27 protein-coding genes and 2 tRNA genes are annotated in these 24,323 nt (G+C 58.4%); 18 read left to right on the top strand and 11 right to left on the bottom strand.

All coding sequences use genetic code 11. The annotated features are described in order from the left end of the window. Nucleotides 1-74: 74 nt before the first annotated feature. The 6 genes from hisF to QFW87_RS01590 form a co-directional block, all read right to left on the bottom strand. On the bottom strand, nt 75-845 hold the full coding sequence (gene hisF, locus QFW87_RS01615; protein WP_007972752.1) for an imidazole glycerol phosphate synthase subunit HisF: 771 nt from the start codon (nt 843-845) through the stop codon (nt 75-77). A 9-nt stretch (nt 846-854) separates the two neighbouring features. After that, complete coding sequence (hisA, locus tag QFW87_RS01610) at nt 855-1,592, bottom strand: 1-(5-phosphoribosyl)-5-[(5-phosphoribosylamino)methylideneamino]imidazole-4-carboxamide isomerase (protein ID WP_033058290.1); 738 nt, start codon at nt 1,590-1,592, stop codon at nt 855-857. Between the two features lie 42 nt (nt 1,593-1,634). Beyond that, complete coding sequence (locus QFW87_RS01605) at nt 1,635-1,892, bottom strand: DUF2164 domain-containing protein (protein WP_008024930.1); 258 nt, start codon at nt 1,890-1,892, stop codon at nt 1,635-1,637. Then, on the bottom strand, nt 1,893-2,531 hold the full coding sequence (hisH, locus tag QFW87_RS01600) for an imidazole glycerol phosphate synthase subunit HisH (protein WP_059181795.1): 639 nt from the start codon (nt 2,529-2,531) through the stop codon (nt 1,893-1,895). Then, the gene (hisB, locus tag QFW87_RS01595; RefSeq protein WP_123367004.1) at nt 2,531-3,124 is read right to left on the bottom strand and encodes an imidazoleglycerol-phosphate dehydratase HisB; all 594 of its coding nucleotides are present in this window, start codon (nt 3,122-3,124) and stop codon (nt 2,531-2,533) included. Before hisB ends, hisH begins: the two co-directional genes overlap by 1 nt. Before the next feature lie 263 nt (nt 3,125-3,387). Then, on the bottom strand, nt 3,388-5,052 hold the full coding sequence (locus QFW87_RS01590; protein WP_283182561.1) for an OFA family MFS transporter: 1,665 nt from the start codon (nt 5,050-5,052) through the stop codon (nt 3,388-3,390). A gap of 220 nt (nt 5,053-5,272) precedes the next feature. On the opposite strand from QFW87_RS01590, the gene QFW87_RS01585 reads away from it, so the two are divergent. The 5 genes from QFW87_RS01585 (at nt 5,273) to QFW87_RS01565 (ending at nt 9,484) form a co-directional block, all read left to right on the top strand. Then, on the top strand, nt 5,273-5,677 hold the full coding sequence (locus tag QFW87_RS01585; RefSeq protein ID WP_283182560.1) for an acetyl-CoA sensor PanZ family protein: 405 nt from the start codon (nt 5,273-5,275) through the stop codon (nt 5,675-5,677). A 78-nt stretch (nt 5,678-5,755) separates the two neighbouring features. Next, the gene (locus tag QFW87_RS01580) at nt 5,756-7,972 is read left to right on the top strand and encodes an AsmA family protein (protein ID WP_283189660.1); all 2,217 of its coding nucleotides are present in this window, start codon (nt 5,756-5,758) and stop codon (nt 7,970-7,972) included. Then, on the top strand, nt 7,969-9,036 hold the full coding sequence (mutY, locus tag QFW87_RS01575; protein WP_283189659.1) for an A/G-specific adenine glycosylase: 1,068 nt from the start codon (nt 7,969-7,971) through the stop codon (nt 9,034-9,036). The genes QFW87_RS01580 and mutY overlap by 4 nt, the downstream gene beginning before the upstream one ends. After that, nucleotides 9,033-9,305: an oxidative damage protection protein gene (locus tag QFW87_RS01570; protein WP_283182557.1), complete on the top strand. Its 273-nt coding sequence runs from the start codon at nt 9,033-9,035 to the stop codon at nt 9,303-9,305. Before mutY ends, QFW87_RS01570 begins: the two co-directional genes overlap by 4 nt. A gap of 103 nt (nt 9,306-9,408) precedes the next feature. Then, nucleotides 9,409-9,484, top strand: a tRNA-Phe gene (locus tag QFW87_RS01565). Between the two features lie 159 nt (nt 9,485-9,643). Here the strand turns inward: QFW87_RS01565 and QFW87_RS01560 are convergent. Then, complete coding sequence (locus QFW87_RS01560) at nt 9,644-9,847, bottom strand: hypothetical protein (RefSeq protein WP_349294103.1); 204 nt, start codon at nt 9,845-9,847, stop codon at nt 9,644-9,646. Nucleotides 9,848-10,008: 161 nt separating this feature from the next. Next, nucleotides 10,009-10,455, bottom strand: coding sequence for a carboxypeptidase regulatory-like domain-containing protein (locus tag QFW87_RS01555; protein WP_283182555.1), 447 nt, complete (start codon nt 10,453-10,455; stop codon nt 10,009-10,011). A 262-nt stretch (nt 10,456-10,717) separates the two neighbouring features. Here QFW87_RS01555 and QFW87_RS01550 point away from each other — a divergent pair, with 262 nt between their 5' ends. The 6 genes from QFW87_RS01550 to vapC all read left to right on the top strand — a co-directional run bounded on the left by QFW87_RS01550 (nt 10,718) and on the right by vapC (nt 14,556). Further along, nucleotides 10,718-11,794 carry a PDDEXK nuclease domain-containing protein gene (locus tag QFW87_RS01550; protein WP_283182554.1) on the top strand — a complete coding sequence of 359 codons (1,077 nt, stop codon included), beginning with the start codon at nt 10,718-10,720 and terminating at the stop codon, nt 11,792-11,794. Nucleotides 11,795-11,842: 48 nt separating this feature from the next. Further along, on the top strand, nt 11,843-12,817 hold the full coding sequence (locus QFW87_RS01545; RefSeq protein WP_283189658.1) for an alpha/beta fold hydrolase: 975 nt from the start codon (nt 11,843-11,845) through the stop codon (nt 12,815-12,817). A gap of 37 nt (nt 12,818-12,854) precedes the next feature. Continuing rightward, nucleotides 12,855-13,271, top strand: coding sequence for a hypothetical protein (locus tag QFW87_RS01540; RefSeq protein WP_283182552.1), 417 nt, complete (start codon nt 12,855-12,857; stop codon nt 13,269-13,271). A 6-nt stretch (nt 13,272-13,277) separates the two neighbouring features. Beyond that, nucleotides 13,278-13,730 carry a hypothetical protein gene (locus QFW87_RS01535; protein WP_283189657.1) on the top strand — a complete coding sequence of 151 codons (453 nt, stop codon included), beginning with the start codon at nt 13,278-13,280 and terminating at the stop codon, nt 13,728-13,730. A 188-nt stretch (nt 13,731-13,918) separates the two neighbouring features. Then, nucleotides 13,919-14,149 (top strand): type II toxin-antitoxin system VapB family antitoxin, encoded by a 231-nt coding sequence (vapB, locus tag QFW87_RS01530; protein ID WP_283189656.1) that lies wholly within the window; start codon nt 13,919-13,921, stop codon nt 14,147-14,149. Next, nucleotides 14,149-14,556 carry a tRNA(fMet)-specific endonuclease VapC gene (gene vapC / locus QFW87_RS01525; RefSeq protein ID WP_283189655.1) on the top strand — a complete coding sequence of 136 codons (408 nt, stop codon included), beginning with the start codon at nt 14,149-14,151 and terminating at the stop codon, nt 14,554-14,556. The genes vapB and vapC overlap by 1 nt, the downstream gene beginning before the upstream one ends. Before the next feature lie 75 nt (nt 14,557-14,631). Here the strand turns inward: vapC and gabP are convergent, their stop codons facing one another. Continuing rightward, nucleotides 14,632-16,023 carry a GABA permease gene (gene gabP / locus QFW87_RS01520; RefSeq protein WP_283189654.1) on the bottom strand — a complete coding sequence of 464 codons (1,392 nt, stop codon included), beginning with the start codon at nt 16,021-16,023 and terminating at the stop codon, nt 14,632-14,634. Nucleotides 16,024-16,586: 563 nt separating this feature from the next. Between gabP and QFW87_RS01515 the strand changes: the two genes are divergently transcribed. From QFW87_RS01515 to QFW87_RS01485, 7 genes are all read left to right on the top strand, one after another. Then, complete coding sequence (locus QFW87_RS01515; protein WP_007897462.1) at nt 16,587-17,360, top strand: ABC transporter ATP-binding protein; 774 nt, start codon at nt 16,587-16,589, stop codon at nt 17,358-17,360. 13 nt (nt 17,361-17,373) lie between these two features. Beyond that, on the top strand, nt 17,374-18,120 hold the full coding sequence (locus QFW87_RS01510; RefSeq protein ID WP_095127574.1) for an ABC transporter substrate-binding protein: 747 nt from the start codon (nt 17,374-17,376) through the stop codon (nt 18,118-18,120). A 78-nt stretch (nt 18,121-18,198) separates the two neighbouring features. Next, complete coding sequence (locus QFW87_RS01505; RefSeq protein WP_149416717.1) at nt 18,199-18,894, top strand: ABC transporter permease; 696 nt, start codon at nt 18,199-18,201, stop codon at nt 18,892-18,894. After that, a complete protein-coding gene (locus tag QFW87_RS01500) occupies nt 18,891-19,580 on the top strand; it encodes an ABC transporter permease (protein ID WP_283182548.1) in 690 nt (229 codons plus the stop codon). Before QFW87_RS01505 ends, QFW87_RS01500 begins: the two co-directional genes overlap by 4 nt. Beyond that, nucleotides 19,561-20,790, top strand: coding sequence for a methyltransferase (locus QFW87_RS01495; protein WP_283189653.1), 1,230 nt, complete (start codon nt 19,561-19,563; stop codon nt 20,788-20,790). The genes QFW87_RS01500 and QFW87_RS01495 overlap by 20 nt, the downstream gene beginning before the upstream one ends. Before the next feature lie 298 nt (nt 20,791-21,088). Beyond that, the gene (locus tag QFW87_RS01490) at nt 21,089-22,330 is read left to right on the top strand and encodes a nucleoside deaminase (RefSeq protein WP_283189652.1); all 1,242 of its coding nucleotides are present in this window, start codon (nt 21,089-21,091) and stop codon (nt 22,328-22,330) included. 130 nt (nt 22,331-22,460) lie between these two features. Further along, nucleotides 22,461-22,536 (top strand) — tRNA-Thr (locus tag QFW87_RS01485). Nucleotides 22,537-22,726: 190 nt separating this feature from the next. On the opposite strand, the gene QFW87_RS01480 is transcribed toward QFW87_RS01485, so the two are convergent. Both QFW87_RS01480 and QFW87_RS01475 read right to left on the bottom strand, forming a co-directional pair. After that, nucleotides 22,727-23,476 carry a TIM barrel protein gene (locus QFW87_RS01480; RefSeq protein ID WP_283182545.1) on the bottom strand — a complete coding sequence of 250 codons (750 nt, stop codon included), beginning with the start codon at nt 23,474-23,476 and terminating at the stop codon, nt 22,727-22,729. Further along, nucleotides 23,469-24,170 carry an aspartate/glutamate racemase family protein gene (locus tag QFW87_RS01475; RefSeq protein ID WP_283190870.1) on the bottom strand — a complete coding sequence of 234 codons (702 nt, stop codon included), beginning with the start codon at nt 24,168-24,170 and terminating at the stop codon, nt 23,469-23,471. The genes QFW87_RS01480 and QFW87_RS01475 overlap by 8 nt, the downstream gene beginning before the upstream one ends. Nucleotides 24,171-24,323 lie beyond the last annotated feature (153 nt).

Here is a 24,323-nt window from a genome sequence, read left to right as displayed (position 1 = left end):
GGCTACCGAGATCCATGGCGTACCCAAGAGTGCCCTGAGCCCGCCATGATGTCCACTGGCCTGTATCGGTTTGTTTAGCGCATCACGATGCCGCGATGAGCCATGTAGGCCTTGGCTTCCTGCACGGTGTATTCACCAAAGTGGAAAATACTCGCCGCCAACACTGCACTGGCGTGGCCTTCGATAATGCCGTCAGCCAAGTGCTGCAGGTTGCCGACGCCACCCGAAGCAATCACCGGAATACCCAATGCATCGCTGATCGCGCGGGTAACGCCCAGATCGAAGCCGTTTTTCATGCCGTCCTGGTCCATGCTGGTCAGCAGGATTTCACCGGCGCCCAGGCCTTCCATCTTCTTCGCCCACTCAACGGCGTCGAGACCGGTAGGCTTGCGACCGCCGTGGGTGAAGATTTCCCAGCGCGGGGTTTCGCCCGGACCGGAAACTTTCTTGGCGTCGATCGCAACGACGATGCACTGCGAACCGAAATGCTGAGCCGCTTCACCAACAAACTCAGGATTGAATACCGCAGCAGTGTTGATCGAAACCTTGTCCGCGCCGGCATTCAGCAGATTGCGAATGTCCTGCACGGTACGCACACCGCCGCCCACGGTCAGCGGGATGAACACCTGGCTGGCCATGCGCTCGACGGTATGCAGCGTGGTGTCGCGGCCATCGACGCTGGCGGTGATGTCGAGAAAAGTAATCTCGTCGGCACCCTGCTCGTCGTAACGACGGGCGATTTCCACCGGGTCGCCGGCATCACGGATGTTCTCGAACTTGACGCCCTTGACCACCCGGCCGTTATCCACGTCCAGGCAAGGGATGATGCGTTTGGCCAGCGCCATGGTCAGTCCTCAGCCTTTGTACGAATCGCAGAAAGCTTGCGCTTCAGCGACATCGAGAGTGCCTTCGTAGATCGCCCGGCCAGTGATGGCGCCGATGATGCCTGGCGCTTTCGCGTCGAGCAGCGACTTGATGTCGCCGAGGTTGTGGATGCCACCGGAGGCGATCACCGGGATCTTCGTTGCAGCGGCCAGCGCAGCGGTGAACGGAACGTTGCAGCCCTGCATCATGCCGTCTTTGGCGATGTCGGTATAAACGATCGCGGACACGCCGTCGGCTTCGAATTGCTTGGCCAGGTCGATCACCTGAATGGTGCTGATTTCAGCCCAGCCGTCAGTGGCGACAAAACCGTCTTTGGCATCCAGACCCACGATCACTTTGCCCGGAAATGCGCGGCAGGCTTCGGCGACGAAGGCCGGATCTTTCACGGCTTTGGTGCCGATGATCACGTAGCTCACGCCGGCTTTCACGTAGTGTTCGATGGTTTCCAGGGAACGGATACCGCCGCCAATCTGGATCGGCAGGTTCGGGTAGCGCTTGGCGATGGCAGTCACCACTTCGCCGTTGACCGGCTGACCTTCGAAGGCGCCGTTCAGGTCGACCAGATGCAGACGACGGCAACCGCCCTCCACCCACTTGGCAGCCATGCTCACCGGGTCATCGGAGAACACCGTGGAATCTTCCATGCGGCCCTGGCGCAGACGAACACAGGCACCGTCTTTAAGATCGATAGCGGGAATAATCAGCATCTGGCAAACCTTCAAATTCGATTGTTCAGCTTCGCTCGAAAATCAGTTTTTCTCGAGCGCCCACAAGTCGCTTTCGATGCTTTCGAACCTCTCTTTGAGGTGCGTCTGCACATCGAAAATCGCCCTGTTGTAATAGTGCGGCGCAATTTCACGGGTAAACAGCTCAAGGATTTCGGCCGCTTCGAACGAACCCAGGTCCAGTTCGAAGCGATCTTCCATAAAGCGCTTGATCTTGTGATTGGCCTCGTTCTCCTGTTCGGGAGTGAGGGTCAGGATCGGCGGCTTCTTCTTGACGGCCATTTACCAGCGACCATCCCACGCGGCGAAGTTCTGCAGCAATTGCAGGCCATGGGTATGGCTTTTCTCCGGGTGGAACTGCACGGCGAAACGCGAGCCATCGGCCAGCGCCGCAGCGAAATCGACACCGTAGTGACCGCCGCCCACCACTTGCCGCGCATTGCCGGCAGCGATGTAGTAGCTGTGCACGAAGTAGAAACGCGCCAGGTCCGGAATGTCGTGCCACAGCGGGTGACTCACCTTCTGCTTCACTTCGTTCCAGCCCATGTGCGGGACTTTCAGGTGTTCGCCGTCTTCGTGCAGGTCTTTGCCGAAGAACTTCACCGCGCCCGGGAACAGGCCGATGCAGTCGACGCCGTCGTTCTCTTCACTGCTGTCGAGCAAGGCTTGCATGCCCACACAGATGCCAAGGAACGGACGGTCCTGGCTGACTTCACGCACCAGCGAATCGAAGCCCAGGCGACGGATCTCCGCCATGCAATCGCGAATCGCGCCGACGCCGGGGAATACCACCCGGTCGGCTTCGCGAATCACATCGGCATCGCTGGTGATCAGCACCTTGCCGGCACCGACGTGCTCGAGGGCCTTGGCCACCGAGTGCAGGTTGCCCATGCCGTAATCGATAACCGCGACCGTCTGCATTACAGAACGCCTTTGGTCGACGGCATTTGACCGGCCATGCGGTCATCCAGCTCTACCGCCATGCGCAGGGCGCGGCCGAAAGCCTTGAACACGGTTTCGATCTGGTGGTGAGTGTTGGTGCCACGCAGGTTGTCGATGTGCAGGCTGACGAGGGCGTGATTGACGAAGCCCTGGAAGAATTCCTGGAACAGGTCAACGTCGAAACCGCCGACGGTGGCGCGGGTGTAGGGAACATGCATCTGCAGGCCAGGGCGGCCGGAGAAGTCGATCACCACGCGCGACAGCGCTTCATCGAGCGGCACGTAGGCGTGGCCGTAGCGACGGATGCCTTTCTTGTCGCCGATGGCTTTGGCGAAGGCCTGACCCAGGGTGATACCGACGTCTTCCACGGTGTGGTGGTCGTCGATATGCAGGTCGCCCTTGCTGACAATATCCATGTCGATCAGCCCGTGACGGGCGATCTGGTCCAGCATGTGCTCAAGAAAAGGAACACCGATATCAAATCGGGCCTTTCCGGTGCCATCCAGGTTGATCGAGGCTTTGATCTGGGTTTCCAGAGTGTCGCGCTCGACTGACGCCTTACGTTCGGCCATCACCAGCTCCGCAAAATCATTGGGCGAAAAAGGCAATCATTATAGGGGCGCGGGCGGGAAACAGAAACACGGGAGGTGATATGACTGACGGACTGAACCCCATGCTGTCGGGGATAGACATGTCCATACAAGCCATTTGTACACACCACAAAACAAATGTGGGAGCGAGCCTGCTCGCGAAGAGGCCTTTACATTCAACATCTCTGTCGAATGTCAGACCGCATTCGCGAGCAGGCTCGCTCCCACAGGAGTGATGCGTTTACTTAGTGGAACAGAACCGCCGTTTTCTGCAGGGTCACCCAAACACCCCACGCCAACGGAATACCCACCACCAGCCACGCAGCCACTGCCAAAGGCTTGGTGCCCGCATCCGCTTTCCACTCCAATACGGTGCTGCTGTCAGCACCTTTATCGTGGCCAAGCGCCTGCTCGGCGGCCAGTTCAGCGTCGGTCATGAAGTACTTGTCAGCCACCGGACGCACCAGCAGGTTGCAGATGAAACCCAGCACCAGCAGGCCTGCGAGGATGTACAGGGTGATGTCGTAAGCCGCGGCGCGTTCAACGCCGATGCTCAACTGATACTCACGCAGGTAGTTCACCAACACCGGACCCAACACGCCCGCCGCCGCCCACGCCGTCAACAGACGACCGTGGATCGCGCCGACCATTTGCGTACCGAACAGATCCGCGAGATACGCAGGGACAGTCGCAAAACCACCGCCGTACATCGACAGGATGATGCAGAAGGCCGCCACGAACAGCGCAACGTTGCCCAGGTGACCGAGGTTCGGGATCAACGCGTACAGGGCAAAACCAAGCGCGAAGAACACGAAATAAGTGTTTTTGCGGCCCAGGTAGTCCGAGAACGAGGCCCAGAAGAAGCGGCCACCGATGTTGAACAGGCTCAGCAAACCGGTGAAACCGGCAGCAATCGCCGCGATCGAGGCCAACTGCGAGGCGTCGAGCTGACCAAATGTCAGGCCGTTACCCAACAACGTGCCAGCGAATACTTCCTGCAACAGCGGCGAAGCCATGCCGAGGATGCCGATACCTGCCGAAACGTTCAGGCACAGCACCAGCCACACCAGACGGAATTGCGGGGTTTTCCACGCCACGTTCACGTGGACGTGACGGTGGGTGATCATCGCGTTGGAAGCTTTTTTCGCCGGAGCCGTCCAGCCTTCAGGCTTCCAGCCGGTTGGCGGAACGCGGTAGGACAGTGCGCCACCGATCATGAACACGAAGTAGATCGCGGCCATCACCAAGAAGCTCTGCCATACGCCGACGCTGGTTGGCGAAGCGAAGTGGCCCATCAATACTGCGGCCAGCGGAGCACCGACCATCGCGCCCCCACCGAAACCCATGATCGCCATGCCGGTCGCCATACCGCGCTTGTCCGGGAACCACTTGATCAGAGTCGATACGGGCGAGATGTAACCCAGGCCCAGGCCGATACCGCCAATGACCCCGGAGCCGATCCACATCAGCCATATCTGGTGGGTATAGACCCCCAGCGCTGAAATCAGCAGACCGCCACACCAGCACAGTGCCGATACAACGCCAGCCTTGCGTGGCCCGGCGTGTTCCAGCCAGCCGCCCCAGATGGCGGCCGAGCAACCGAGGAAGATGAAGAACAGAGTGTAGATCCAGCCGAGCATCGAGATCGGCCAGTCACATTGGGACGAGAAGACTTGCGAGATGAAGCTCATGTCCGGCGCGCAGGTCACTGCCTTGGTCACGCCCAAGGCTTTGGACAGTGGCAACCAGAACACCGAAAAGCCGTAGGCCATGCCGATGCACAGGTGGATGGCCAAGGCGGCCGGTGGTACCAGCCAACGGTTGAAACCGGGCTTGGCGATGATGCGTTCCTTGGACAGGAACGCGGGCTGGTCGGCTTTGAGGCCGTCCGCCGTGATGCTCGTGGTCATTGTGTATCCCCCAATTATTAGAATGGTTCGTCAGCGCTCCTCACCCCCAGCCTTTATGCGCACGCATGACTGTTTTTGAGGTGAAGCTCCATTTTGATGCGACATCACGTCGCAGAAGGACGGACGAACCGGCAGAGGTTACCATCTGTACGTGACAGAAAAATCAAAGTGATATCACCTTTTGTATGTCATCAGTTCTCGTACCACTGAAGGACCCCTCATGCCGATCATTGTCGAGCCGCTAAACGAAGCCACTTATCAGGATCAGCAAGATCTGCAGAAGATCTACCGCGATGCACCGGACTGGCTGTTTGCCCCGTTTGCCGGAGATTTGCAGTTGATCGAAAGCTGCCTGCTGGACGGTTCGCTGATTGCCGGCCGCTTCAACGATCGGCTTTTGGGCGCGGCACGCCTGCAACGGCACCAGGATGTCTGGCATTTGTCCCAACTATGCGTACGAAAAATTACCCGTCGGCGTGGCGTGGCCGAGCGCCTGGTGAACGAAGCGCAGAAAATGGCGTCGCAATCGGGCGCGACATTGCGCTTGCTGGCGCCTGCCGGGCATCTGGAGGCGCAAGCGCTGGCGGCCAAACTGATAATGCCGCTGGACGAGTTGCCGACGTGATCGCTGACCGGTCGTCCGCTGCGGAGCGCTATACTCCCCGGCTAAATTTCGAATTCGACTAACTACAAGGACTCGCCCATGAAAGCGTTCGGCAAAATCCTGGGTCTGGTACTTCTCGGGCTGTTGCTGATCATTGTGGCGTTGGGCTTTGCCCTGACCCACCTCTTTGATCCCAACGACTATAAAGACGAGATTCGCCAGATAGCCCGCGACAAGGCCCACATCGAGCTGACGCTCAATGGCGATATCGGTTGGAGCCTGTTCCCGTGGCTGGGCCTGGAATTGCATGAAGCCAGCGTCGCGACCCTGGCCAAGCCCACCGAGCCGTTCGCTGATTTGCAGATGCTCGGTCTGTCGGTCCGTGTGCTGCCGCTGCTGCGCCGAGAAGTGCAGATGAGCGATGTGCGCGTCGAAGGCCTGAACCTGCGCCTGAACCGCGACAAGGACGGCCACGGCAACTGGCAAGACATCGGCAAGGCACCGGCGCCGGCCACGCCGCCCGCGACCACTGGCGAACCAGCGACTGAGACCACCGCCCAAGCGGAAAAACCGGCCCAGCCGATTCGCCTGGACATCGACAGCCTGACCGTCAACAACGCCCGCGTTGAATACAGCGACGAAAAAACCGGCAAGCAATTCAGCGCCGAAAGCATCCAGCTGAGCACCGGGCCGGTGCATGACTCCACGAACATCCCGGTCAAACTCACCGCGTTCCTGGGCACCAACCAGCCGGTCTTGCGTGTCCGTACCGAGCTCAACGGCGAGCTGCGTTTCGAGCGCGCACTGCAGCGCTACAAACTCGAAGACATGAAACTCACTGGCGAAGTGGCTGGCGATCCGCTGCAAGGCAAAACCATGACCTTCGCTGCTCAAGGCCAGTTGCTGCTGGATAAAGCCGCGAACGTCGCCGAATGGACTGGCATCAAGATTTCCGCCAACCAACTGCGCGCATTGGGTGAACTGAAGGTCAACGACCTCGACAAAACCCCGCAAATCAGCGGCGGCCTGTCGATCGCCCAGTTCGATCTGGCGAAATTCGTCGACAGCATCGGCCAGAAGCTTCCGGCGATGGCTGACGGTAGCCTGAGCAAAGTCGAGTTAGTCAGCCGCCTGGCTGGCACGCCGACCAGTGTGGTGCTCGACAACATCAACCTGAAAGTCGACGACAGCACCTTCAGCGGCCGCATCGCCGTCGAGGACTTCGCCAAACAATCGCTGCGGGCGAACCTCAAGGCCGACACCTTCAACGTCGACCGTTATCTGCCACCAAAATCCGCCGAAGCCAGTAGCGCGACGCAAGTGCGTAAGGCCGAAGTGGCCAGCACCGAAGCCGATGCATTGGCTGGCGCGGGCAGCACACCGCTGCCGCAAGCACCGACCAAAGACGCGTGGAGCAACGAGCGCCTGCTGCCGGTGGAACGCCTGAGCAAACTCGACGTAGACGCTGACCTCACCTTCGGTCAGTTGACGCTCGATAAATTGCCGATACAGAACGCTGCGCTCAAGGCCACAGGCCAGGGCGGTCTGCTGACACTGGAAAGCCTTCGCGGCGACCTGTACGACGGCAACTTCGACGCCAAAGGTACGCTCGACGTGCGCCAACAAGTGCCAGCGCTGAACATGCAGTCGAGCATCAGCAAAGTACCGGTGGAAAAAATCCTCGAAAGCCAGGGTAAAATTCCACCGGTCAAAGGTCTGGTGACGCTCAACAGCAACCTGACCGGCAGCGGCAACAGCCAGAAAGCGCTGATCGAAACCCTCAACGGCAACGCCAGTTTCGTCATCAACAACGGTGTGCTGCTCAATGCCAACCTCGAACAACAGCTGTGCAAAGGCATCGCCACCCTGAACCGTAAATCCCTCAGCGGGGAGCCACGGGGCAAGGACACACCGTTCCAGGAACTCAAGGGCAACCTGACCTTCCGTAACGGCGTGGCCAGCAACCCGGACCTGAAAGTGCGCATCCCGGGCATGACCGTCAACGGCGACGGCGATGTCGATCTGCGGGTGCTGGGCATGGACTATCGCGTGGGCGTTATCGTCGAAGGCGACAAGAGCGACATGCCGGACCCTGCCTGCCAGGTCGGCGAGAAGTTCGTCGGCATCGAGTGGCCGCTGCGCTGCCGTGGTCCGCTGGAACTGGGCGCCAAGGCTTGCCGCCTCGATAACGAACGCATGGGCGAGGTCGCGAGCAAACTGGCCGGCGAACGGATCAGCGAAAAAATCGACGAGAAGCTTGGCGACAAGGTCAGCCCTGAACTGAAAAACGCGTTGAAGGGGCTGTTCAAGCGATGAGAGCCGAGCAGTTTTCATCGGCGGTGCTGGACTGGTACGACCGCCACGGCCGCCACGACTTGCCTTGGCAACAAGGCATCACCCCGTATCGGGTGTGGGTCTCGGAAATCATGTTGCAGCAGACCCAGGTCAGCACGGTGCTGAACTACTTCGATCGCTTCATGGCCTCGTTGCCGACGGTCGAAGCCCTGGCCGCCTCGCCGGAAGACGAAGTTCTGCACCTGTGGACCGGCCTCGGTTACTACACCCGTGCGCGCAATTTGCAGAAGACCGCGAAGATTGTCGTCGAGCAGTACGGTGGCGAGTTTCCCCGCGATGTGGAAAAACTCACGGATCTACCGGGCATCGGCCTGTCCACGGCGGGCGCCATCGCCAGCCTGAGCATGGGTCTGCGGGCGCCGATCCTCGACGGCAACGTCAAACGGGTGCTGGCGCGCTTTACCGCGCAAGAGGGTTATCCGGGCGAGCCAAAGGTCGCCAAACAGCTATGGGCGAACGCTGAGCGCTTTACACCGCATGATCGGGTCAACGCCTACACCCAGGCGATGATGGATCTGGGCGCCACGCTTTGCACCCGTAGCAAGCCGAGTTGCCTGCTCTGCCCGCTCGAAAAGGGCTGCGAAGCGCACATGCTCGGCCTGGAGACGCGCTACCCGATCCCCAAACCGCGTAAAGCCGTGCCACAGAAGCGTACGCTGATGCCGATGCTCGCCAACGGTGACGGCGCGATTCTGCTTTACCGTCGCCCTTCCACGGGCTTGTGGGGCGGTCTATGGAGCCTGCCGGAACTCGACGACCTCGACGACCTGCAACATCTGGCTTCGCAGCACTCGCTGGAACTGGGCAGCCAACAGGCGCTGCCGAGCCTGGTACACACCTTCAGTCATTTTCAGTTGTCCATCGAACCCTGGCTGGTTCAGGTCCAGGAGGCCGGCCATCACGTGGCCGAGGCCGACTGGCTCTGGTATAACCTCGCCACCCCGCCGCGCCTGGGCCTTGCCGCCCCGGTCAAAACCTTGCTCGAACGCGCGGCTGCCGTATTGAACGCAGGAGAGTCGTCATGACCCGCACCATCATGTGCCGCAAGTACAAAGAAGAATTGCCCGCCCTGGAGCGCGCTCCATTTCCAGGCGCAAAAGGTCAGGACATTTTTGACCACGTCTCGGCCAAGGCCTGGGCAGATTGGCAGAAACACCAGACCCTGCTGATCAACGAAAAACGCCTGAACATGATGAACACCGAAGACCGCAAATATCTTCAGGGCGAGATGGACAAGTACTTCTCCGGCGAGGAATACGCCAAAGCCGACGGCTACGTTCCGCCGGCTGAATAATCCCGCTTTTTCGAGGGTCGGAACGTAAGCGACGGTAATAATTAAAATTTTTTTGAAAACTTTCTTGACGACCCCCTGAAAAACCAGTTTAATGCGCCCCGTTGCCCAGATAGCTCAGTCGGTAGAGCAGGGGATTGAAAATCCCCGTGTCGGCGGTTCGATTCCGTCTCTGGGCACCAAATACCGAAAACCCTGAATCGCAAGATTCAGGGTTTTTTTATGTCTTGGATTTGATCAGGCGCGATTCGGCTGTCCCATCCACGGTACTTTTTCCTTCCCTTACGGAAAGCCGAGTCGCCTTTTGGCTGATCAACCTTCGCTTCAGGCTGAAGCAAGCCTCATAGCGTGTTGACGTAATCGACCGGCAGCAACACGGTGTCCAGCGCGGCATCCACGGGCAGGGAAACCACCGTGATAAGCGGGCAGACGATCATGAAGTAACAAATAACAGCCGCCGGCATTCCATCCCCGCCCCTCACGCCAAGCAACTGCAGATTGCCATCGACGCCTTTGTAGTAGTCGACTTTCGTTGCGTTACCCATTCGGCCGATCATTGTTCCGCAACCGGCGAGCATCAATGCAAGGCTCACGACAGAACCCACACGCAAAATCCCTTTCAAGTTCAGCATCCCTTCTAACGCGCTTATGAGGCGCGGGAGTGTAATGGCAAAGGAAGGCTGATCAACGTAAGTACCTCATCCATTTATTCTTCACCACTCCAGTGAAAAACCAGATTACGGGCCGTGCCGCTTCCTACATCCGCAGTGTCATGCTTCGCCTCGCCATTACGCGTCGCCACCACGGTGTACTTGCCGGGAGGTAGCTGAACGTACACCAGCGGGCCAGCCTGACTCAGCGTCAGCACCGTCTGCCCTGGTTCTTTCTGAATGACCACATCCACATCGGGAACGTATTTGTTCTCCACACCGATAGAGAATGTCATGTGCAGGTTGTAGCCGGCAGCTTGCTGGATGGCTTTCGACTCATCCTCGCCGATCCCCCCGGACAGGTAAGTGATCCCGCCTTGTTGTTGCGGCTGGACTTGCACGCCCGAGCTGTCGACGGGTTCAAGACTGGCAGCGCTCAACATGACGGGAAACATCAATACGCCAACAGCGGCGATGGGCAAGAGTGAATGGATGTACTTCATGATGGCGACTCCCGGGTTGCGCGGAACCCAATCGTTACTCCCGTTAGATTTGTTGCTGAATGTTCAAGTTTTAGATCGATTCGCACTTGGGGTCACTGCGAATTGGACTACGTGTTGTGCTCTTCATGCATGAGCCGCCGTCGGCTCGGTCCTGCAAAGCAAATCCACCTTTCCTTCCGATTTACCAGCAACGCCCGGCATCGCGGGCTATCACTCTCTTGCCATCCTCTTCCGCCTGTTTCCTTCAGCTGCGGAAAATGTCATGACCTCCCTCAAACCCGGTAACAAAGATCCACAAATAACCTCACTGCTCGGCAATCTTGGCGAATTGATCCGCGAAGCGCGTCAGAAGGTGTTACGTGCGGTCGATACCGTCCAAGTGCAAACCTGTTGGCAGATCGGACGGCATATTGTGGAGTTCGAGCAGGAAGGCGCTCGGCGGGCGGGATATGGGAAGCAGTTGCTGGCGACGCTGGCGACGAGTCTGACAGCTGAGTTTGGCAAAGGCTTTGACATCTCCAACCTTCGCTACATGCGCCTGTTCTATCAAGCATTCCCAATTCGTGACGCACTGCGTCACGAATTGAGCTGGACGCACTACCGTAGGTTACTGCGTGTTGAAAACGATCACGCTCGCCACTGGTACATGAACGAGTCGGCTGTTCAAAACTGGTCAAGCCGCGCATTGGAACGCCAGATCAACACGCTCTACTACGAACGCCTGCTGGCAAGCCGAGACCGCTGTGCCGTCAAACAGGAAGCCGCCACCAACATCCAGCAAATGAACGCCAGCCCTCGGGATTTCATCCGGGACCCAGTGCTACTGGAGTTTCTCGGCTTGCCCAATGCGGGCTTGATCCAGGAAAGTGAACTTGAACAAGCATTGATCAATCAACTCCAGGGCTTCCTGCTCGAATTGGGCAAAGGCTTTGCCTTCATCGCTCGCCAGCAACGCATCAGTACCGAGAGCAAAGACTTCTACATCGATCTGGTGTTCTACAACTACCTGCTCAAGTGCTTCGTCATCTTCGACCTCAAGCGCGGCGTACTGACCCACCAGGATGTCGGCCAGATGGACATGTACGTGCGCATGTACGACGACCTCAAGCGCGGACCGGAGGATGGCCCCACCGTCGGCCTCATTCTCTGCGCGCAAAAAGATGAATCGGTGGTGCGCTATTCAGTACTGCAAGGCAACGAACAACTGTTCGCCAGTACCTACAGACTGGTACTGCCGAGCGAGGAGGAACTTCGCACAGAACTGGATCGGGAGTGGGCGGTGCTTGAGGAGCGGTTACTCAAGCAAAGGCCCCGACAAGCACGGGTGGATTGTTCATAAACGGCGTGAAGACTATGGTGACTGGCTAACCGCAAAGGTTCAAAGCCGATGAATTTGCAGGACATGCCCCCACTGGCCCCGACGCAACTTGAATTGCCGTTACCCACCAGCACACCTGGTGACTCTTTCAAGGAACCCGCCGCCGACGGCTTCATCCTTGGCGGCTTCACCTGGCGGCATGCGAATCAAGACTCGACCCGTCCTGTGGTGATCATCAACGCCGCAACATCGGTCCGCTGTCGGCACTACTCGCGCTTTGCCGATTACCTGTACGCCAACGGCTTCGACGTGATCACTTACGACTACCGTGGCATCGGCGAATCGCGACCCGTGTCGCTGAAAGGGCTTCGGGCTTCATGGTCAGATTGGGGCGCGCTGGACTTTGAGGCGATGCTCAAGCGCGCTCAGCGTGAATTTCCCGGGCAACCCATCGATGTTGTAGGCCACAGCTTTGGAGGCTGTGCAGCGGGCCTGGGAGCTTCCGGGCATTTGATTCGACGTCTGGTGACCGTCGGTGCGCAATTCGCTTACTGGCGCGATTACGCGCCGGCCCATCGTTGGCGGATGTTCGGCAAGTGGCATCTGGTGATGCCGTTGATGACATTGCTTTACGGCTACTTCCCCGGCAAACGTCTCGGCTGGCTAGAGGACACCCCCGCTGGCGTGGTTCGCGACTGGAGCATGCCCACCGCGCACTACGAGAAACGCCCCAGCGGTCGCGTCCTTCACGCAAAATCCGGGCGACTGCCCTTCTCATCCGTCACCGCACAAAACCTGGCCATCAGCATCAGCGACGACCCTTACGGCACAATTCCGGCCATCGAACGCCTGCTCGGTTACTTCACCAACAGCACGAACGCCCACTTGCGAATCACCCCCGAAGACCTCGGCGAACAAGAAGTCGGACATTTCGCCTTTTTTCGTAGCGCATACCAAGCCACACTATGGCCCATTGCATTGTCCTGGCTGCAGACCGGCGAACTGACCCCCGACACACCTGGGCGGCTAGTGCCACGCAACTGACTGATGCGCCCACTCAACGAAATACGGAACGACGCCCATGGCCTCCGCCAACAAGCAGCAAAAACGCGCCACACGCGCCAAAGCCAAGGCCAAGCAGAACCGCACCCAACGGGCTGCCGCGCCGGTCGAGCTGGACCCGAACGATGATCGTATCGACTTTGAATCGGTGGACCTTACCGACCTGTTCAAAGAAATGATCGACGCGCAAAAGATCAGCCAACAAGCTATGTGCGCGGCGTTTCTTGAACACCCGCTGCTCGCGCTGGTGCTGGAGCAGGAAGGCGAAGAAACAGCGACAGACTTCATCATCGCTGCGCTGATCGAGTACCGCCAATGGTCCACCGAAGCAGACGAAGCCAGTGCCCTGGCCTGGATCGAATCCCCGGCCTTCCAGATTGATTACGTGGCAGCTTCCGAAGCTATCGCGGCCCAAAACCAACAGAAACCGAACTGAGTTCCCATGGCCTCCCTGAACAAGCAACAGAAACGCGCCAAACGCGCCAAGATCAAAGCCAAGCAAATCAATATCCACGGCAGAAAACCCGTCGCGCTGGACGATGACCTGGGGGAAATCGGCGAGCCGATCCCGGAATACACCCTGGCGATGTTCAGCAAAATGCGCGACGCAGAAGCCACCAGCCGCAACGACATGCTGCTGACCTTGCTGTCGAACCTCGCCGGCATCATCAGCGACCATCCAGAACTGCTGGACTTGGAAAACGCCGACAACGAAGCCATGGCCCCCACTCACCTGGCCGCCGACATGCTGATCGATTACCGCATGTGGGCCGACGGCATGGACCGCGACACCGCCCAGGCCTGGCTGACAGATCCGCAGTTCATCACCGACTTTGGCACGGCGCTCGACAGCTATCGCGAGTCGCTGGACGCGCTGGAAGAAAAGGCTGAGTAAACACTCACCTCAGAAACAACAACGGCCGCTTGTCATCACTGACAGCGGCCGTTTTTTGTTTGAGAAGCCAATAACCCAAAACGATCTGACATGACCCCTCGTCAGCGACCGCGTATATCCCATTGACATATCCCTTAAGAAATCTATTCTTTGGGCTCACAGCACCTACAAAACCGCAGGAGGCCAAAATGGAACAGACCACCCTTTTCATGAGCAATCGAAGCCAGGCTGTCCGCCTCCCCAAAGCTGTTGCCATGCCAAGCGACGTGAAACGAGTCAACGTAGTTGCCATCGGCAGGACTCGCATCATCACTCCCGCAGATGAAACATGGGACAGCTGGTTTGACGGGGATGGCGTAAGTGCAGATTTCATGACCGATCGTGAACAACCCGCCGATCAGGAGCGTGAGTCGTTCTGATGATCAAATACATGCTCGATACCAACATCTGCATCTTCACCATCAAGAACAAACCGCAAATCGTACGAGAAGCTTTCAATCGTCATAACGGGCAGCTATGCATCAGTGCCGTCACGCTGATGGAGTTGTTCTACGGCGCCGAAAAATCGGCCGCACCGGAAAAGAACCTCGCGGTGATCGAGGGTTTTGTGGCACGCCTTGAGGTCTTGCCTTTCGACAATGAAGCGGCTGCGCACACCGGTATGATTCGATCCGAGTTGGCCAAGGCCGGAACGCCTATCGGGCCCTACGACCACATGATTGCCGGCCACGCACGTTCACGCGGATTCATAGTGGTCACCAACAACCTACGAGAATTTGAACGGGTTCCAGGGCTACGCGCAGAAGACTGGGTTCACCCCGATTGAGCCAGTACAACCGACAAAAACAAAAACGGCCGTTTGTCATCACTGACAGCGGCCGTTTGCGTTATGCGGTACGAATCAGTTCAGCACCACCGCACCCATCTTCTGCAGCTTGCGACGACGAGCCACAAACAAACCGGCAGCCACCACCAGCAAACTCAGCAGACCGGTCGCGAGGATCTCCACGCGATGCGCTTCCTGGAACAGCATGATGGTCAGGGCCGCAACGATGAAGATGATCACCGCGTAGGTCAGGGCCGGGAACAGCCACATGCTGAAGGCGATTTTTTCACCGCGTGCCATGCGCTGCTTGCGCATACGCAATTGCGAGATAGCGATCACCAAATACACCAGCAGCGCGATAGCGCCGGAGCTGGCCAGCAGGAATTCGAACACAGCGGCCGGGGCCACGTAGTTGGCGAAAACCGCGATGAACGCAGCACCAGTGGACAACATGACGGCCCAGTACGGCGTGCCGCTCTTGTTGGTGCGCTGGGAAACGGCCGGTGCATCACCGCGTTTGCCCAGAGAGAACATCATGCGTGAGGCAGTGTACAGCGCCGAGTTCAGGCAACTGGTCACAGCAACCAGTACCACGATGTCGACGATCAGCTTGGCATTCGGGATGCCCATGCGTTCAAGCACGGTCTGGTAGGAGCCGACGGCTGCCAACACCGGGTCGTTCCATGGCACCAGGGCCACAACGATGAAGATCGACACGAGGTAGAACAAGCCAATCCGCCAGATCACCGAGTTGGTGGCCTTGGAGATTTGCTGGCCAGGGTTCTTCGATTCCGCGGCCGCGATGGTCACGATCTCGGTGCCCATGAAGGAAAACATGGTGGTCAGGATCGCGCCCAACACTGCGCCCATGCCGTTTGGCAGGAAGCCCTGGGTGTCGAACAGGTGCGAAACGCCGCTGACCTGGCTGGTCGGCAGGAAGCCGAAGATCGCCAGAATGCCGAGGCCGATGAAACCGATGATCGCGATGACTTTGACCAGGGCGAACCAGAATTCGAATTCACCGTAGTTCTTCACGCTGAACAGGTTGGTCACCGTCAGCAACAAGGTGATGACCAAGGTGAAGGCCCAGATCGCCACATTCGGGAACCAGGCGTGCAAGATGGTCGCGGCGGCGTTGGCTTCCAGCGGAATCACCAACACCCAGAACCACCAGTAGAGCCAGCCGATGGTGAAACCGGCCCAGTGACCGATCGCGCGATCGGCATACGTCGAGAAGGAGCCTGTGTCCGGCGAAGCGACGGCCATTTCGCCGAGCATGCGCATCACCAGCACCACCAGCATACCGGCGGCAGCGTAGGCCAACAGCACGGCTGGGCCTGCGGCGGCGATGGCGTGGCCCGAACCGACGAACAGGCCGGCACCGATAACCCCGGCGATCGACAGCATGGTCACATGACGCGGTTTGAGCCCCTGTTCGAGGCCATTGGAGCTTGGGGTACTGCTCATTGAAACTACCTTTGTAAGGAAAAGCGATTACGTCCACCCGGCGTGGTGTTCCCTCTCGTAAAAAGAAACCAACGGGGCGTTCCGTATTCTGCACGCAATAATTGCGCCAAAATGTTACAGAACGCCCAGGCATGGGGATCTCCGCCGGACCGGACAGTCATCGCAAGTCATTGAGATTAATGGCAATTCGCCAGAGCGTTACCCTGCGACCCACTTTAAGAACGAAGCGGCGCACCAGAAACACACCCAAAAATGGTCCGACGCACAATAAAAGTGCAGCTCAGGAACGTTTGGCCGGTTAGCGCTTCCAACACCCCGCCAAAGCTGGCAACATCGCGCCCTTTTTTACGGGACCCGCGGCTGTTTTGTATTTAAAAGCAGGTTCAAACGCCTGTTCGGTTGATAGCAGCGCGACAGTCTGCTGTACCGATGCGACAACCTGCCACAGGCCACCCGTTTACCGCCCATAGCGCTGTTGGCTGCCATTCAGACGCTATGCTAGCTTGGCCGCCTCGCCAGGAAGGCCGCCAACAGCAGGAGCGAAATACTTATGAGGAACGCACATGGCTGAGGCCACGCCCGCGCTTGAAATCCGCAACTTGCACAAACGCTACGGACAGCTTGAGGTGCTTAAAGGCATCTCGCTGACCGCCCGCGACGGCGACGTGATCTCGATCCTGGGTTCTTCCGGTTCCGGCAAGTCCACCTTCCTTCGTTGCATCAACCTGTTGGAAAACCCGCATCAGGGCCAGATCCTGGTGGCCGGCGAAGAACTCAAGCTCAAAGCTGCCAAGAATGGCGAACTGGTCGCTGCCGACGGCAAGCAGATCAATCGCCTGCGCAGCGAGATTGGTTTTGTGTTTCAAAACTTTAATCTCTGGCCGCACATGAGCGTGCTCGACAACATCATCGAAGCGCCGCGCCGCGTACTCGGCCAGAGCAAGGCCGAGGCCATCGAAGTCGCCGAAGCCTTGCTGGCCAAGGTCGGCATCGCTGACAAACGCCACGCCTACCCAGCGCAACTCTCCGGCGGTCAGCAACAACGCGCGGCCATCGCCCGAACGCTGGCCATGCAGCCCAAGGTGATTCTGTTCGACGAACCCACCTCCGCCCTTGACCCGGAAATGGTCCAGGAAGTACTTAATGTCATCCGCGCATTGGCCGAAGAAGGCCGCACCATGCTGCTGGTCACCCATGAAATGGGCTTTGCCCGTCAGGTGTCCAGCGAGGTGGTGTTCCTCCACCAGGGCCTGGTAGAAGAGCAAGGATCGCCACAGCAGGTGTTCGAAAACCCGCTTTCGGCGCGCTGCAAACAATTCATGTCCAGCAACCGCTAACGGAGCTACCCGCATGCAGAACTACAAAAAAATCTTTCTGGCAGCTGCCGTCACCCTGGCCTTCAGCGCCGGTGCCGCCGCCGAGACCTTGAAGATGGGCATCGAAGCGGCCTACCCGCCGTTCAACAACAAAGATGCCAGTGGCAATGTCGTCGGCTTCGACAAAGAAATCGGCGATGCCCTGTGCGCCAAGATGAAAGTCGAATGCACCGTGGTTACGTCCGACTGGGACGGCATCATTCCGGCCCTGAACGCCAAGAAATTCGACTTCCTGATCTCCTCGATGTCGATCACCGACGAGCGCAAGCAAGCGGTGGACTTCACCGACCCGTACTACTCCAACAAGCTGCAATTCATCGCCAAGAAAGACGTCGACTTCAAAACCGACAAAGCTTCCCTGCAAGGCAAAGTGATCGGCGCACAACGTGCGACCCTCGCTGGCACCTGGCTGGAAGACAACATGGAAGGCGTTGAAATCAAACTCTACGACACCCAGGAAAACGCCTACCTCGACCTGACCTCCGGTCGTCTGGACGGCATCCTCGCGGACAAATACGTCAACTACGAGTGGCTGAAAAGCGACGCCGGCCGTTCTTATGAGTTCAAAGGCGACCCGGTGGAAGAAAGCGACAAGATCGGTATCGCTGTACGTAAAGGCGATGAGATTCGTACGAAACTGAACACCGCACTGAAAGAAATCGTCGCTGATGGCACCTACAAAAAGATCAACGACAAGTACTTCCCGTTCAGCATCTATTGATTCTGACCTGCCGGGCTGGCGCCGTTATTTGACGGCGTCAGTCCCTGGCATTGCCTGCCGCGATTTGAAAAGAAATCCATGACTATCGATCTCTACGGATTCGGCCCGGCGCTCGCCGCTGGTGCGCTGATGACTGTGAAACTGGCACTCTCGGCCTTGTGCCTGGGGCTGGTGCTCGGTCTGCTCGGCGCCTTGGCCAAGACTTCCCCGTACAAGCCGCTGCAATGGCTTGGCGGCACTTATTCGACACTGGTTCGCGGCATCCCTGAATTGCTCTGGGTGCTGTTGATCTACTTCGGCACGGTCAACTTGATGCGTGCCCTGGGCGAATTCTTCGGCAACCCCGACCTCGAACTCAATGCCTTCGCCGCTGGCGTGATTGCGCTGGGGCTGTGCTTTGGCGCCTACGCCACGGAAGTGTTTCGTGGTGCAATTTTGGCTATCCCCAAAGGTCACCGCGAAGCGGGTGTGGCGTTGGGTCTGTCGAAATTCCGTATTTTCACCAAGCTGATCATGCCGCAGATGTGGCGCATCGCCCTGCCCGGCCTGGGTAACTTGTTCATGATCCTGATGAAAGACACCGCACTGGTATCGGTCATCGGCCTGGAAGAAATCATGCGTCACGCGCAAATCGGCGTGACCGTGTCCAAGCAGCCGTTCACCTTCTATATGGTGGCCGCGTTCATGTACCTGGGCCTGACGGTTCTCGCCATGACCGGCATGTACTTCATGGAAAAACGCGCCGCTCGCGGCTTCGCGAGGAGCACCCAATGAACTGGGAAGTCATCATCAAGTGGCTGCCGAAACTGGCTCAGGGCGCAACCCTGACCCTGGAGTTGGTGGCCATCGCCGTAATCGCCGGTTTGCTATTGGCGATTCCGCTAGGCATCGCTCGCTCGTCGCGACTCTGGTACGTGCGGGCATTCCCCTACGGCTACATCTTCTTTTTCCGCGGCACGCCGTTGCTGGTTCAGCTGTTCCTGGTCTACTACGGCCTGGCGCAGTTCGACGCGATCCGTAACAGCTCGATGTGGCCGTATCTGCGCAGTCCGTTCTGGTGCGCCACCGTGACCATGACCCTGCACACCGCGGCCTACATCGCCGAGATCCTGCGCGGCTCGATTCAGGCGATTCCAAAGGGCGAGATTGAAGCTGCCCGGGCGCTGGGCATGTCCCGAGCCAAAGCGATGTTCTACATTATCCTGCCCCGCGCAGCGCGCATCGGCCTGCCGGCCTACAGCAACGAAGTCATCCTGATGCTCAAGGCCAGCGCCCTGGCCAGCACCGTGACCCTGATGGAACTGACCGGCATGGCCCGCACCATCATTGCCCGGACCTACCTGCCGGTGGAGATATTCTTCGCGGCGGGCATGTTCTATCTGCTGATGGCTTATGTGCTGGTTCGCGGCTTCAAGCTGCTGGAGCGCTGGCTGCGCGTCGATGCCTGCCAAGGGCGTTGATGCCTGCGTGCTGACGGGCGAGGCGTTACTCGCCCGTTTCGCGGAGCTGGATGCTTTTCTGATCCAGCATCAGGCGCTGTGGAAGCCTCGGCCGTTTACTCATCTGCAGCTTCCTTGGGAAGTGTCCTACCCTGAGTTGGCGACCTGGCTACGAGGGCGATCGCTGGAGGACGCGGAACACGCGCATAACAACCCAGCTCTTTTGGACGCACCGGAGCCGTTTGCCTCATTGGCGGCGATGTCCCTTGAGCTGAGCGCTGTGGATGAGTTGCCGGCGCATGCGCTTGAAACGGCAGGCCATCGGTTGAATGTCGATGTGCCGGGGCGCAAGTGGCAGCAGATCGAGGCCTTCGCCAGTCGTTTGCAGTTTGCTGACGCGCCGAGCCATTGGCTGGACTGGTGCTCGGGCAAAGGCCACTTGGGTCGACGTCTGCTGCAATCCGGACAACAACTAACCTGCCTGGAATACGACCCGGCGCTGGTCGCCAGCGGTCAGGCACTCAGCCAGCGTCATCAATTGCATGCGCTGCATGTCAAGCAAGATGTACTCGCGCCCGGTGCCGCCTCTTTATTGAATGCTGACCACACGCCGGTAGCGCTGCACGCCTGCGGTGATCTGCATGTGCGGCTGATGCAGCTCGCCAGCGCCACCGGTTGCAGGCAACTGGCCATTGCCCCTTGCTGCTACAACCGGATCAGTGTGGGCGAGTATCAGACCATTTCCTCTGCGGGCATGCGATCCGACCTACAACTGTCGCTCGAAGACCTCTCGCTGCCGATGAACGAAACCGTCACCGCCGGCGCTCGCGTCCGACGTCAGCGCGACACCTCCATGGCCCGGCGCCTGGGTTTCGACCTGCTGCAACGGCAACTGCGCGGCGTTGACGAGTACCTGCCCACCCCTTCGCTGCCCAGTGCCTGGCTGGATAAATCTTTCGCCGATTACTGCCAACATTTGGCCTCGCTCAAGGAGTTATCCACAATCGGACCGCAGAATTGGCCAGCGCTCGAAACTTCCGGTTGGCAGCGACTGGCCGAAGTGCGCAATCTCGAGCTACTGCGCGGACTTTTCCGACGCCCATTGGAGCTGTGGCTGGTACTCGATCGAGCCCTTTTCCTCGCCGAGCAAGGGTATGCGGTTCGCCTCGGAACCTTCTGCGAAACCCCGCTTACACCGCGTAATTTCCTGATCCTGGCTGAGCGCCCTTAAAGCGCTTCAGCCTGTGGATAACTCTGGGGATGAAATTATCGTGGATCCAATATATACGGCTGTTTCGGGGCTGAAACACAACTGTTCAATTTTCGTACACCTGTAAAAAAAGCGGAAAAACAGGCATTTGCGAGCAAATGAGAACGGGTCCGCAAATTTGCCTCTAAGCAGATGCGGAACAGATCCCGTTGTGCATAAGCATTCAGCCAAAACAACATAAACGACCTGCGAAACCTCAACTATCTTTGCCAAACGCCAGAATTGTCTGGCGTTCAAACAGCAAGGAGCTGGGAAAAACATGAGTACATTGAACAGTGCGCAGGAAGCGGTCGATACCGTCGCCAACCAAGCCATTGATGCTGCGCTGCAGCAAACCTTCGCGGTGGGCGGCGCCATCATCAACAACGCAACGGGCGAAGTCATCGCCGCGCTGCACAACAACGTGCTGATGCCTTTCCCCGGCAGTGGCACCACGTACTTTCTACCTCATGACCCGACCGCCCACGGCGAGCGGCAATTGGTGGACTGGTACTACGAAAACGTCGCGCCATTGAACCTGCCACCGCCCAATCAGTTGACTGTCGTCACCACGCTGGACCCGTGCGCCATGTGCGCTGGTTCACTGCTGACTGCAGGGTTTAACGTCGCCGTCAGTGCGATCGATGACTACGCAGGCATCAACTACAACAGCCAGTTCACCTTTCCGTCGCTGCCGCCGCAGATCCGCCAACAGGCGCAGGACACCTGGGGTTATTACGCGATTGCGACGCCTGTCAGCCGGGCTTATCAAGGTTCGACCAGCCCGGTATTCGGCGGCCAGACCATCGACTCGGCAGCTTACTTCCTCACCAGCTCGATCTTCTCCGCCAGCGTCAACACCGTACGCGAGGCCAGCAACAACAGCGGTCTGCCACCGGATCAATTGCAAAACCCGGCAAACCTCCCGGCCGACAGCAAAGTCCGCCAGGCACTGACTGCGCTCAGCCCGTTTGCGCTGACCGTGCAATCGGCCAACCCACGCGACCCCGGCGCAGAACTCGCCCCGCCACTGTTACAAACCGCACAGCACAGCCCGGTGTTCAACTCGGTAGCCCTCATCGATCCATTCGGCAACCTGCTGGTGTGTCTGGGAGGCGTCGAGAACCAGTCGCCAATTCGTACAGCGTTCATGGAAACCACCCGCAACTACGCGGTCATGCGCTGGACCCTGATGAACGACCCCGACCCGGCGGTTCGCGCCCAGGCCGAGCAATACCTGACACATCCCAAGTACGGCACCTTCGTCTTCCTCTATGCACCCGATCCCACCACACCGCAGGCCGTGATGACCTTCGGCGCGTACGGTTCGACCATGGAAGGCCCCGTGCCGCAGAGCTATCCGTCCAACCTCCAATACGTGCTGCTGCCGGGCAACACCACCGCCCAAGCGTTATCGACACTGGCCCAGAACCTGCCGCCGTTCTACACGCAAAGCGTGCAAGTGGCGCCCGCGCAGGTGCTGAGTCAGGACCTGATCAACGCGGTGAAAAACGGCGTGTAACGCTTTAAAGCAATCGCATTGGCCGGCCCCGCAGAAGCGTTCGCGGGGCCGGCCTGACGCCTGCGCAAAAATAGTCTGAATTCAGGGGTTTACAGAACCAACCCAATCGCTATAATCGTCGCCCTAACACGCCGGTATAGCTCAGTTGGTAGAGCAACTGACTTGTAATCAGTAGGTCCCGGGTTCGACTCCTGGTGCCGGCACCATACAAAACAAAGCCCTCGTAGAAATACGAGGGCTTTGTCGTTTCTGGCTTTCGGAATCCCCTCACGTCAAATCGTGTAGATGACGCGCATAGAACAACAGCGATTGTCCCGCTGGCGTCAGTTCGACACCGCGGGCATTTCGCACCAACAGATCCGACCCAATGGTGACGTCGTTCGCGCGTCGCAAGCGCTAAGCACTTAGCCGCTTAATCCAGTCAAGGCTCGCAACGGTAGAACCGGAAGGATGGTATTCACACCCGATCCATCCTGGGTAGCCACGCTGCTCCAGCGCCGCGAACAAGGAAGCAAAGTCGATACTCCCCGTTCCCGGTTCGTGACGACCCGGGCAGTCGGCAATTTGCACATGGACGGTTCTGTCATAAAACCGAGCCAGAACATTTGCTGCGTCTCCGGTCAGAAGCTGGGCATGGTAAAGATCGAGAATCAGCCCAACACTCGGGAAGGTCTCCAGCACCTGTTGCGCCTTGCTGAAGTCAGACATGTAATAGTCAGGCATCGCCTGCGAACTGATCACTTCGATAAGCGGCCGCAAACCCTGATCTTCGAAGTACTTGACTGCATACTCCAGATTGCCCCCGAAGATAAGCGCTGCCTCATCCTGCGTTGTTACGCCAGACATGATGTGGACATCCGAACACGCCAGCGCCTTTGCATAGCGGGCGGCCTGGACCAAGCCAGCGCGAAACTCTTCTTCCTTGCCCTGCAAGGCAGCGATGCCTTTGGTAACGCCAGCCGGTGCGGCGAACTGAATCAACGGCAGACGGTATTGAGCCAGGTGATCAGCCAGTTCGCTGGCGTCGAATTCATAGGGGGACGGGAACTCCACCGCCTGAAAACCAGCTGCGGCGGCGGCTTCGATGCGTTGCAGAAAAGGCAACTCATTGAATTGGAAACCGAGATGAGCATTGAATTTAAGCATTGGGTAAACATCCATCCTGGGAAGAAACGAAATCATCAACCTGGAGCATCCTTCGCAGCTCCAGCACTGCACTATCGGGAGTGGTCAATACAGGTAGACCCGATCGAGCCTGTGCCTGCCCTGCGGCGCTCGTCATCGAAAACTGTGCGAAACAGATCAGATCGCAGACCCCGACCTGACCGGCCATTTCCGCGATGGCGGTATCGTGGCCTTCTCTGTTCCCTTCACTCAGTGCCTGCATTGCACCAGGGACAAAATAGGGCACCACCTCCAGCGCTCGACCACTGCGCTCAGCCACTTGCTTGAACTCGGCCATTATCGAGCTGATGGTAGGCTCGAACGTCGCTAGCACGGCAACACGCGATGCTTGCGTTAGAGCCAGGTTGATCATGGCTTCGTTCGGCTTGAGTACTGGAATGGAGACAACAGGCTTGCACAGGTCGATGGCATCGCCGAAAGCCGAACAGGTAAACAGAATGGCATCCGCTGCGCTTTGTACTGCGTAATGGGAAAGCGTCAGAAAGCGCGCCTTCATACTCGTGGTTAATCCGACCTCCTCCACTCGGTCTCGGGACAACGAGTCCTCGAGCAGATTGATGATCTGTGCCTGCGGCCATAGCCGGGCGAAGGCCGCCGTGATGGGATCGATCGCCAGTGCGGTCGCGTGGATCAGAAAAATGCGTGGAGCCTTCATACTCATGTGCCTCGACAAGGTTGGTCGACACGTCCACCTGCGTTCTTTGTGCAGATACCCACATCCTCTTCGTATGGTATTTTCCAACTCCAGTCCGATGGGGGTATCTACCCCAACGGGAACGGACTGAAGCTAACCATTCGAGATAGAGCC

Origin of the sequence: Pseudomonas sp. PMCC200344 (assembly GCF_030053095.1) — a bacterium.
GTDB classification, from domain to species: Bacteria; Pseudomonadota; Gammaproteobacteria; order Pseudomonadales; family Pseudomonadaceae; genus Aquipseudomonas; species Aquipseudomonas svalbardensis.
Note: the sequence above shows the minus strand (reverse complement) of the source record. Positions and strands in the feature narration are given on the sequence as shown.

What these genes read in the sequence shown, in the direction of transcription:
- QFW87_RS01550 (WP_283182554.1), top strand. Translation starts at nt 10,718, where the DNA reads ATGACCTCCCTCAAACCCGGTAACAAAGATCCACAAATAACCTCACTG.
- hisH (WP_059181795.1), bottom strand. Translation starts at nt 2,531, where the DNA reads ATGCAGACGGTCGCGGTTATCGATTACGGCATGGGCAACCTGCACTCG.
- hisF (WP_007972752.1), bottom strand. Translation starts at nt 845, where the DNA reads ATGGCGCTGGCCAAACGCATCATCCCTTGCCTGGACGTGGATAACGGC.
- QFW87_RS01560 (WP_349294103.1), bottom strand. Translation starts at nt 9,847, where the DNA reads ATGGGTAACGCAACGAAAGTCGACTACTACAAAGGCGTCGATGGCAAT.
- vapB (WP_283189656.1), top strand. Translation starts at nt 13,919, where the DNA reads ATGGAACAGACCACCCTTTTCATGAGCAATCGAAGCCAGGCTGTCCGC.
- QFW87_RS01570 (WP_283182557.1), top strand. Translation starts at nt 9,033, where the DNA reads ATGACCCGCACCATCATGTGCCGCAAGTACAAAGAAGAATTGCCCGCC.
- QFW87_RS01585 (WP_283182560.1), top strand. Translation starts at nt 5,273, where the DNA reads ATGCCGATCATTGTCGAGCCGCTAAACGAAGCCACTTATCAGGATCAG.
- QFW87_RS01545 (WP_283189658.1), top strand. Translation starts at nt 11,843, where the DNA reads ATGAATTTGCAGGACATGCCCCCACTGGCCCCGACGCAACTTGAATTG.
- hisB (WP_123367004.1), bottom strand. Translation starts at nt 3,124, where the DNA reads ATGGCCGAACGTAAGGCGTCAGTCGAGCGCGACACTCTGGAAACCCAG.
- QFW87_RS01515 (WP_007897462.1), top strand. Translation starts at nt 16,587, where the DNA reads ATGGCTGAGGCCACGCCCGCGCTTGAAATCCGCAACTTGCACAAACGC.
- QFW87_RS01500 (WP_283182548.1), top strand. Translation starts at nt 18,891, where the DNA reads ATGAACTGGGAAGTCATCATCAAGTGGCTGCCGAAACTGGCTCAGGGC.
- QFW87_RS01555 (WP_283182555.1), bottom strand. Translation starts at nt 10,455, where the DNA reads ATGAAGTACATCCATTCACTCTTGCCCATCGCCGCTGTTGGCGTATTG.
- QFW87_RS01480 (WP_283182545.1), bottom strand. Translation starts at nt 23,476, where the DNA reads ATGCTTAAATTCAATGCTCATCTCGGTTTCCAATTCAATGAGTTGCCT.
- mutY (WP_283189659.1), top strand. Translation starts at nt 7,969, where the DNA reads ATGAGAGCCGAGCAGTTTTCATCGGCGGTGCTGGACTGGTACGACCGC.
- QFW87_RS01505 (WP_149416717.1), top strand. Translation starts at nt 18,199, where the DNA reads ATGACTATCGATCTCTACGGATTCGGCCCGGCGCTCGCCGCTGGTGCG.
- vapC (WP_283189655.1), top strand. Translation starts at nt 14,149, where the DNA reads ATGATCAAATACATGCTCGATACCAACATCTGCATCTTCACCATCAAG.
- QFW87_RS01590 (WP_283182561.1), bottom strand. Translation starts at nt 5,052, where the DNA reads ATGACCACGAGCATCACGGCGGACGGCCTCAAAGCCGACCAGCCCGCG.
- gabP (WP_283189654.1), bottom strand. Translation starts at nt 16,023, where the DNA reads ATGAGCAGTACCCCAAGCTCCAATGGCCTCGAACAGGGGCTCAAACCG.
- QFW87_RS01490 (WP_283189652.1), top strand. Translation starts at nt 21,089, where the DNA reads ATGAGTACATTGAACAGTGCGCAGGAAGCGGTCGATACCGTCGCCAAC.
- QFW87_RS01580 (WP_283189660.1), top strand. Translation starts at nt 5,756, where the DNA reads ATGAAAGCGTTCGGCAAAATCCTGGGTCTGGTACTTCTCGGGCTGTTG.
- QFW87_RS01540 (WP_283182552.1), top strand. Translation starts at nt 12,855, where the DNA reads ATGGCCTCCGCCAACAAGCAGCAAAAACGCGCCACACGCGCCAAAGCC.
- QFW87_RS01475 (WP_283190870.1), bottom strand. Translation starts at nt 24,170, where the DNA reads ATGAAGGCTCCACGCATTTTTCTGATCCACGCGACCGCACTGGCGATC.
- hisA (WP_033058290.1), bottom strand. Translation starts at nt 1,592, where the DNA reads ATGCTGATTATTCCCGCTATCGATCTTAAAGACGGTGCCTGTGTTCGT.
- QFW87_RS01495 (WP_283189653.1), top strand. Translation starts at nt 19,561, where the DNA reads ATGCCTGCCAAGGGCGTTGATGCCTGCGTGCTGACGGGCGAGGCGTTA.
- QFW87_RS01605 (WP_008024930.1), bottom strand. Translation starts at nt 1,892, where the DNA reads ATGGCCGTCAAGAAGAAGCCGCCGATCCTGACCCTCACTCCCGAACAG.
- QFW87_RS01510 (WP_095127574.1), top strand. Translation starts at nt 17,374, where the DNA reads ATGCAGAACTACAAAAAAATCTTTCTGGCAGCTGCCGTCACCCTGGCC.
- QFW87_RS01535 (WP_283189657.1), top strand. Translation starts at nt 13,278, where the DNA reads ATGGCCTCCCTGAACAAGCAACAGAAACGCGCCAAACGCGCCAAGATC.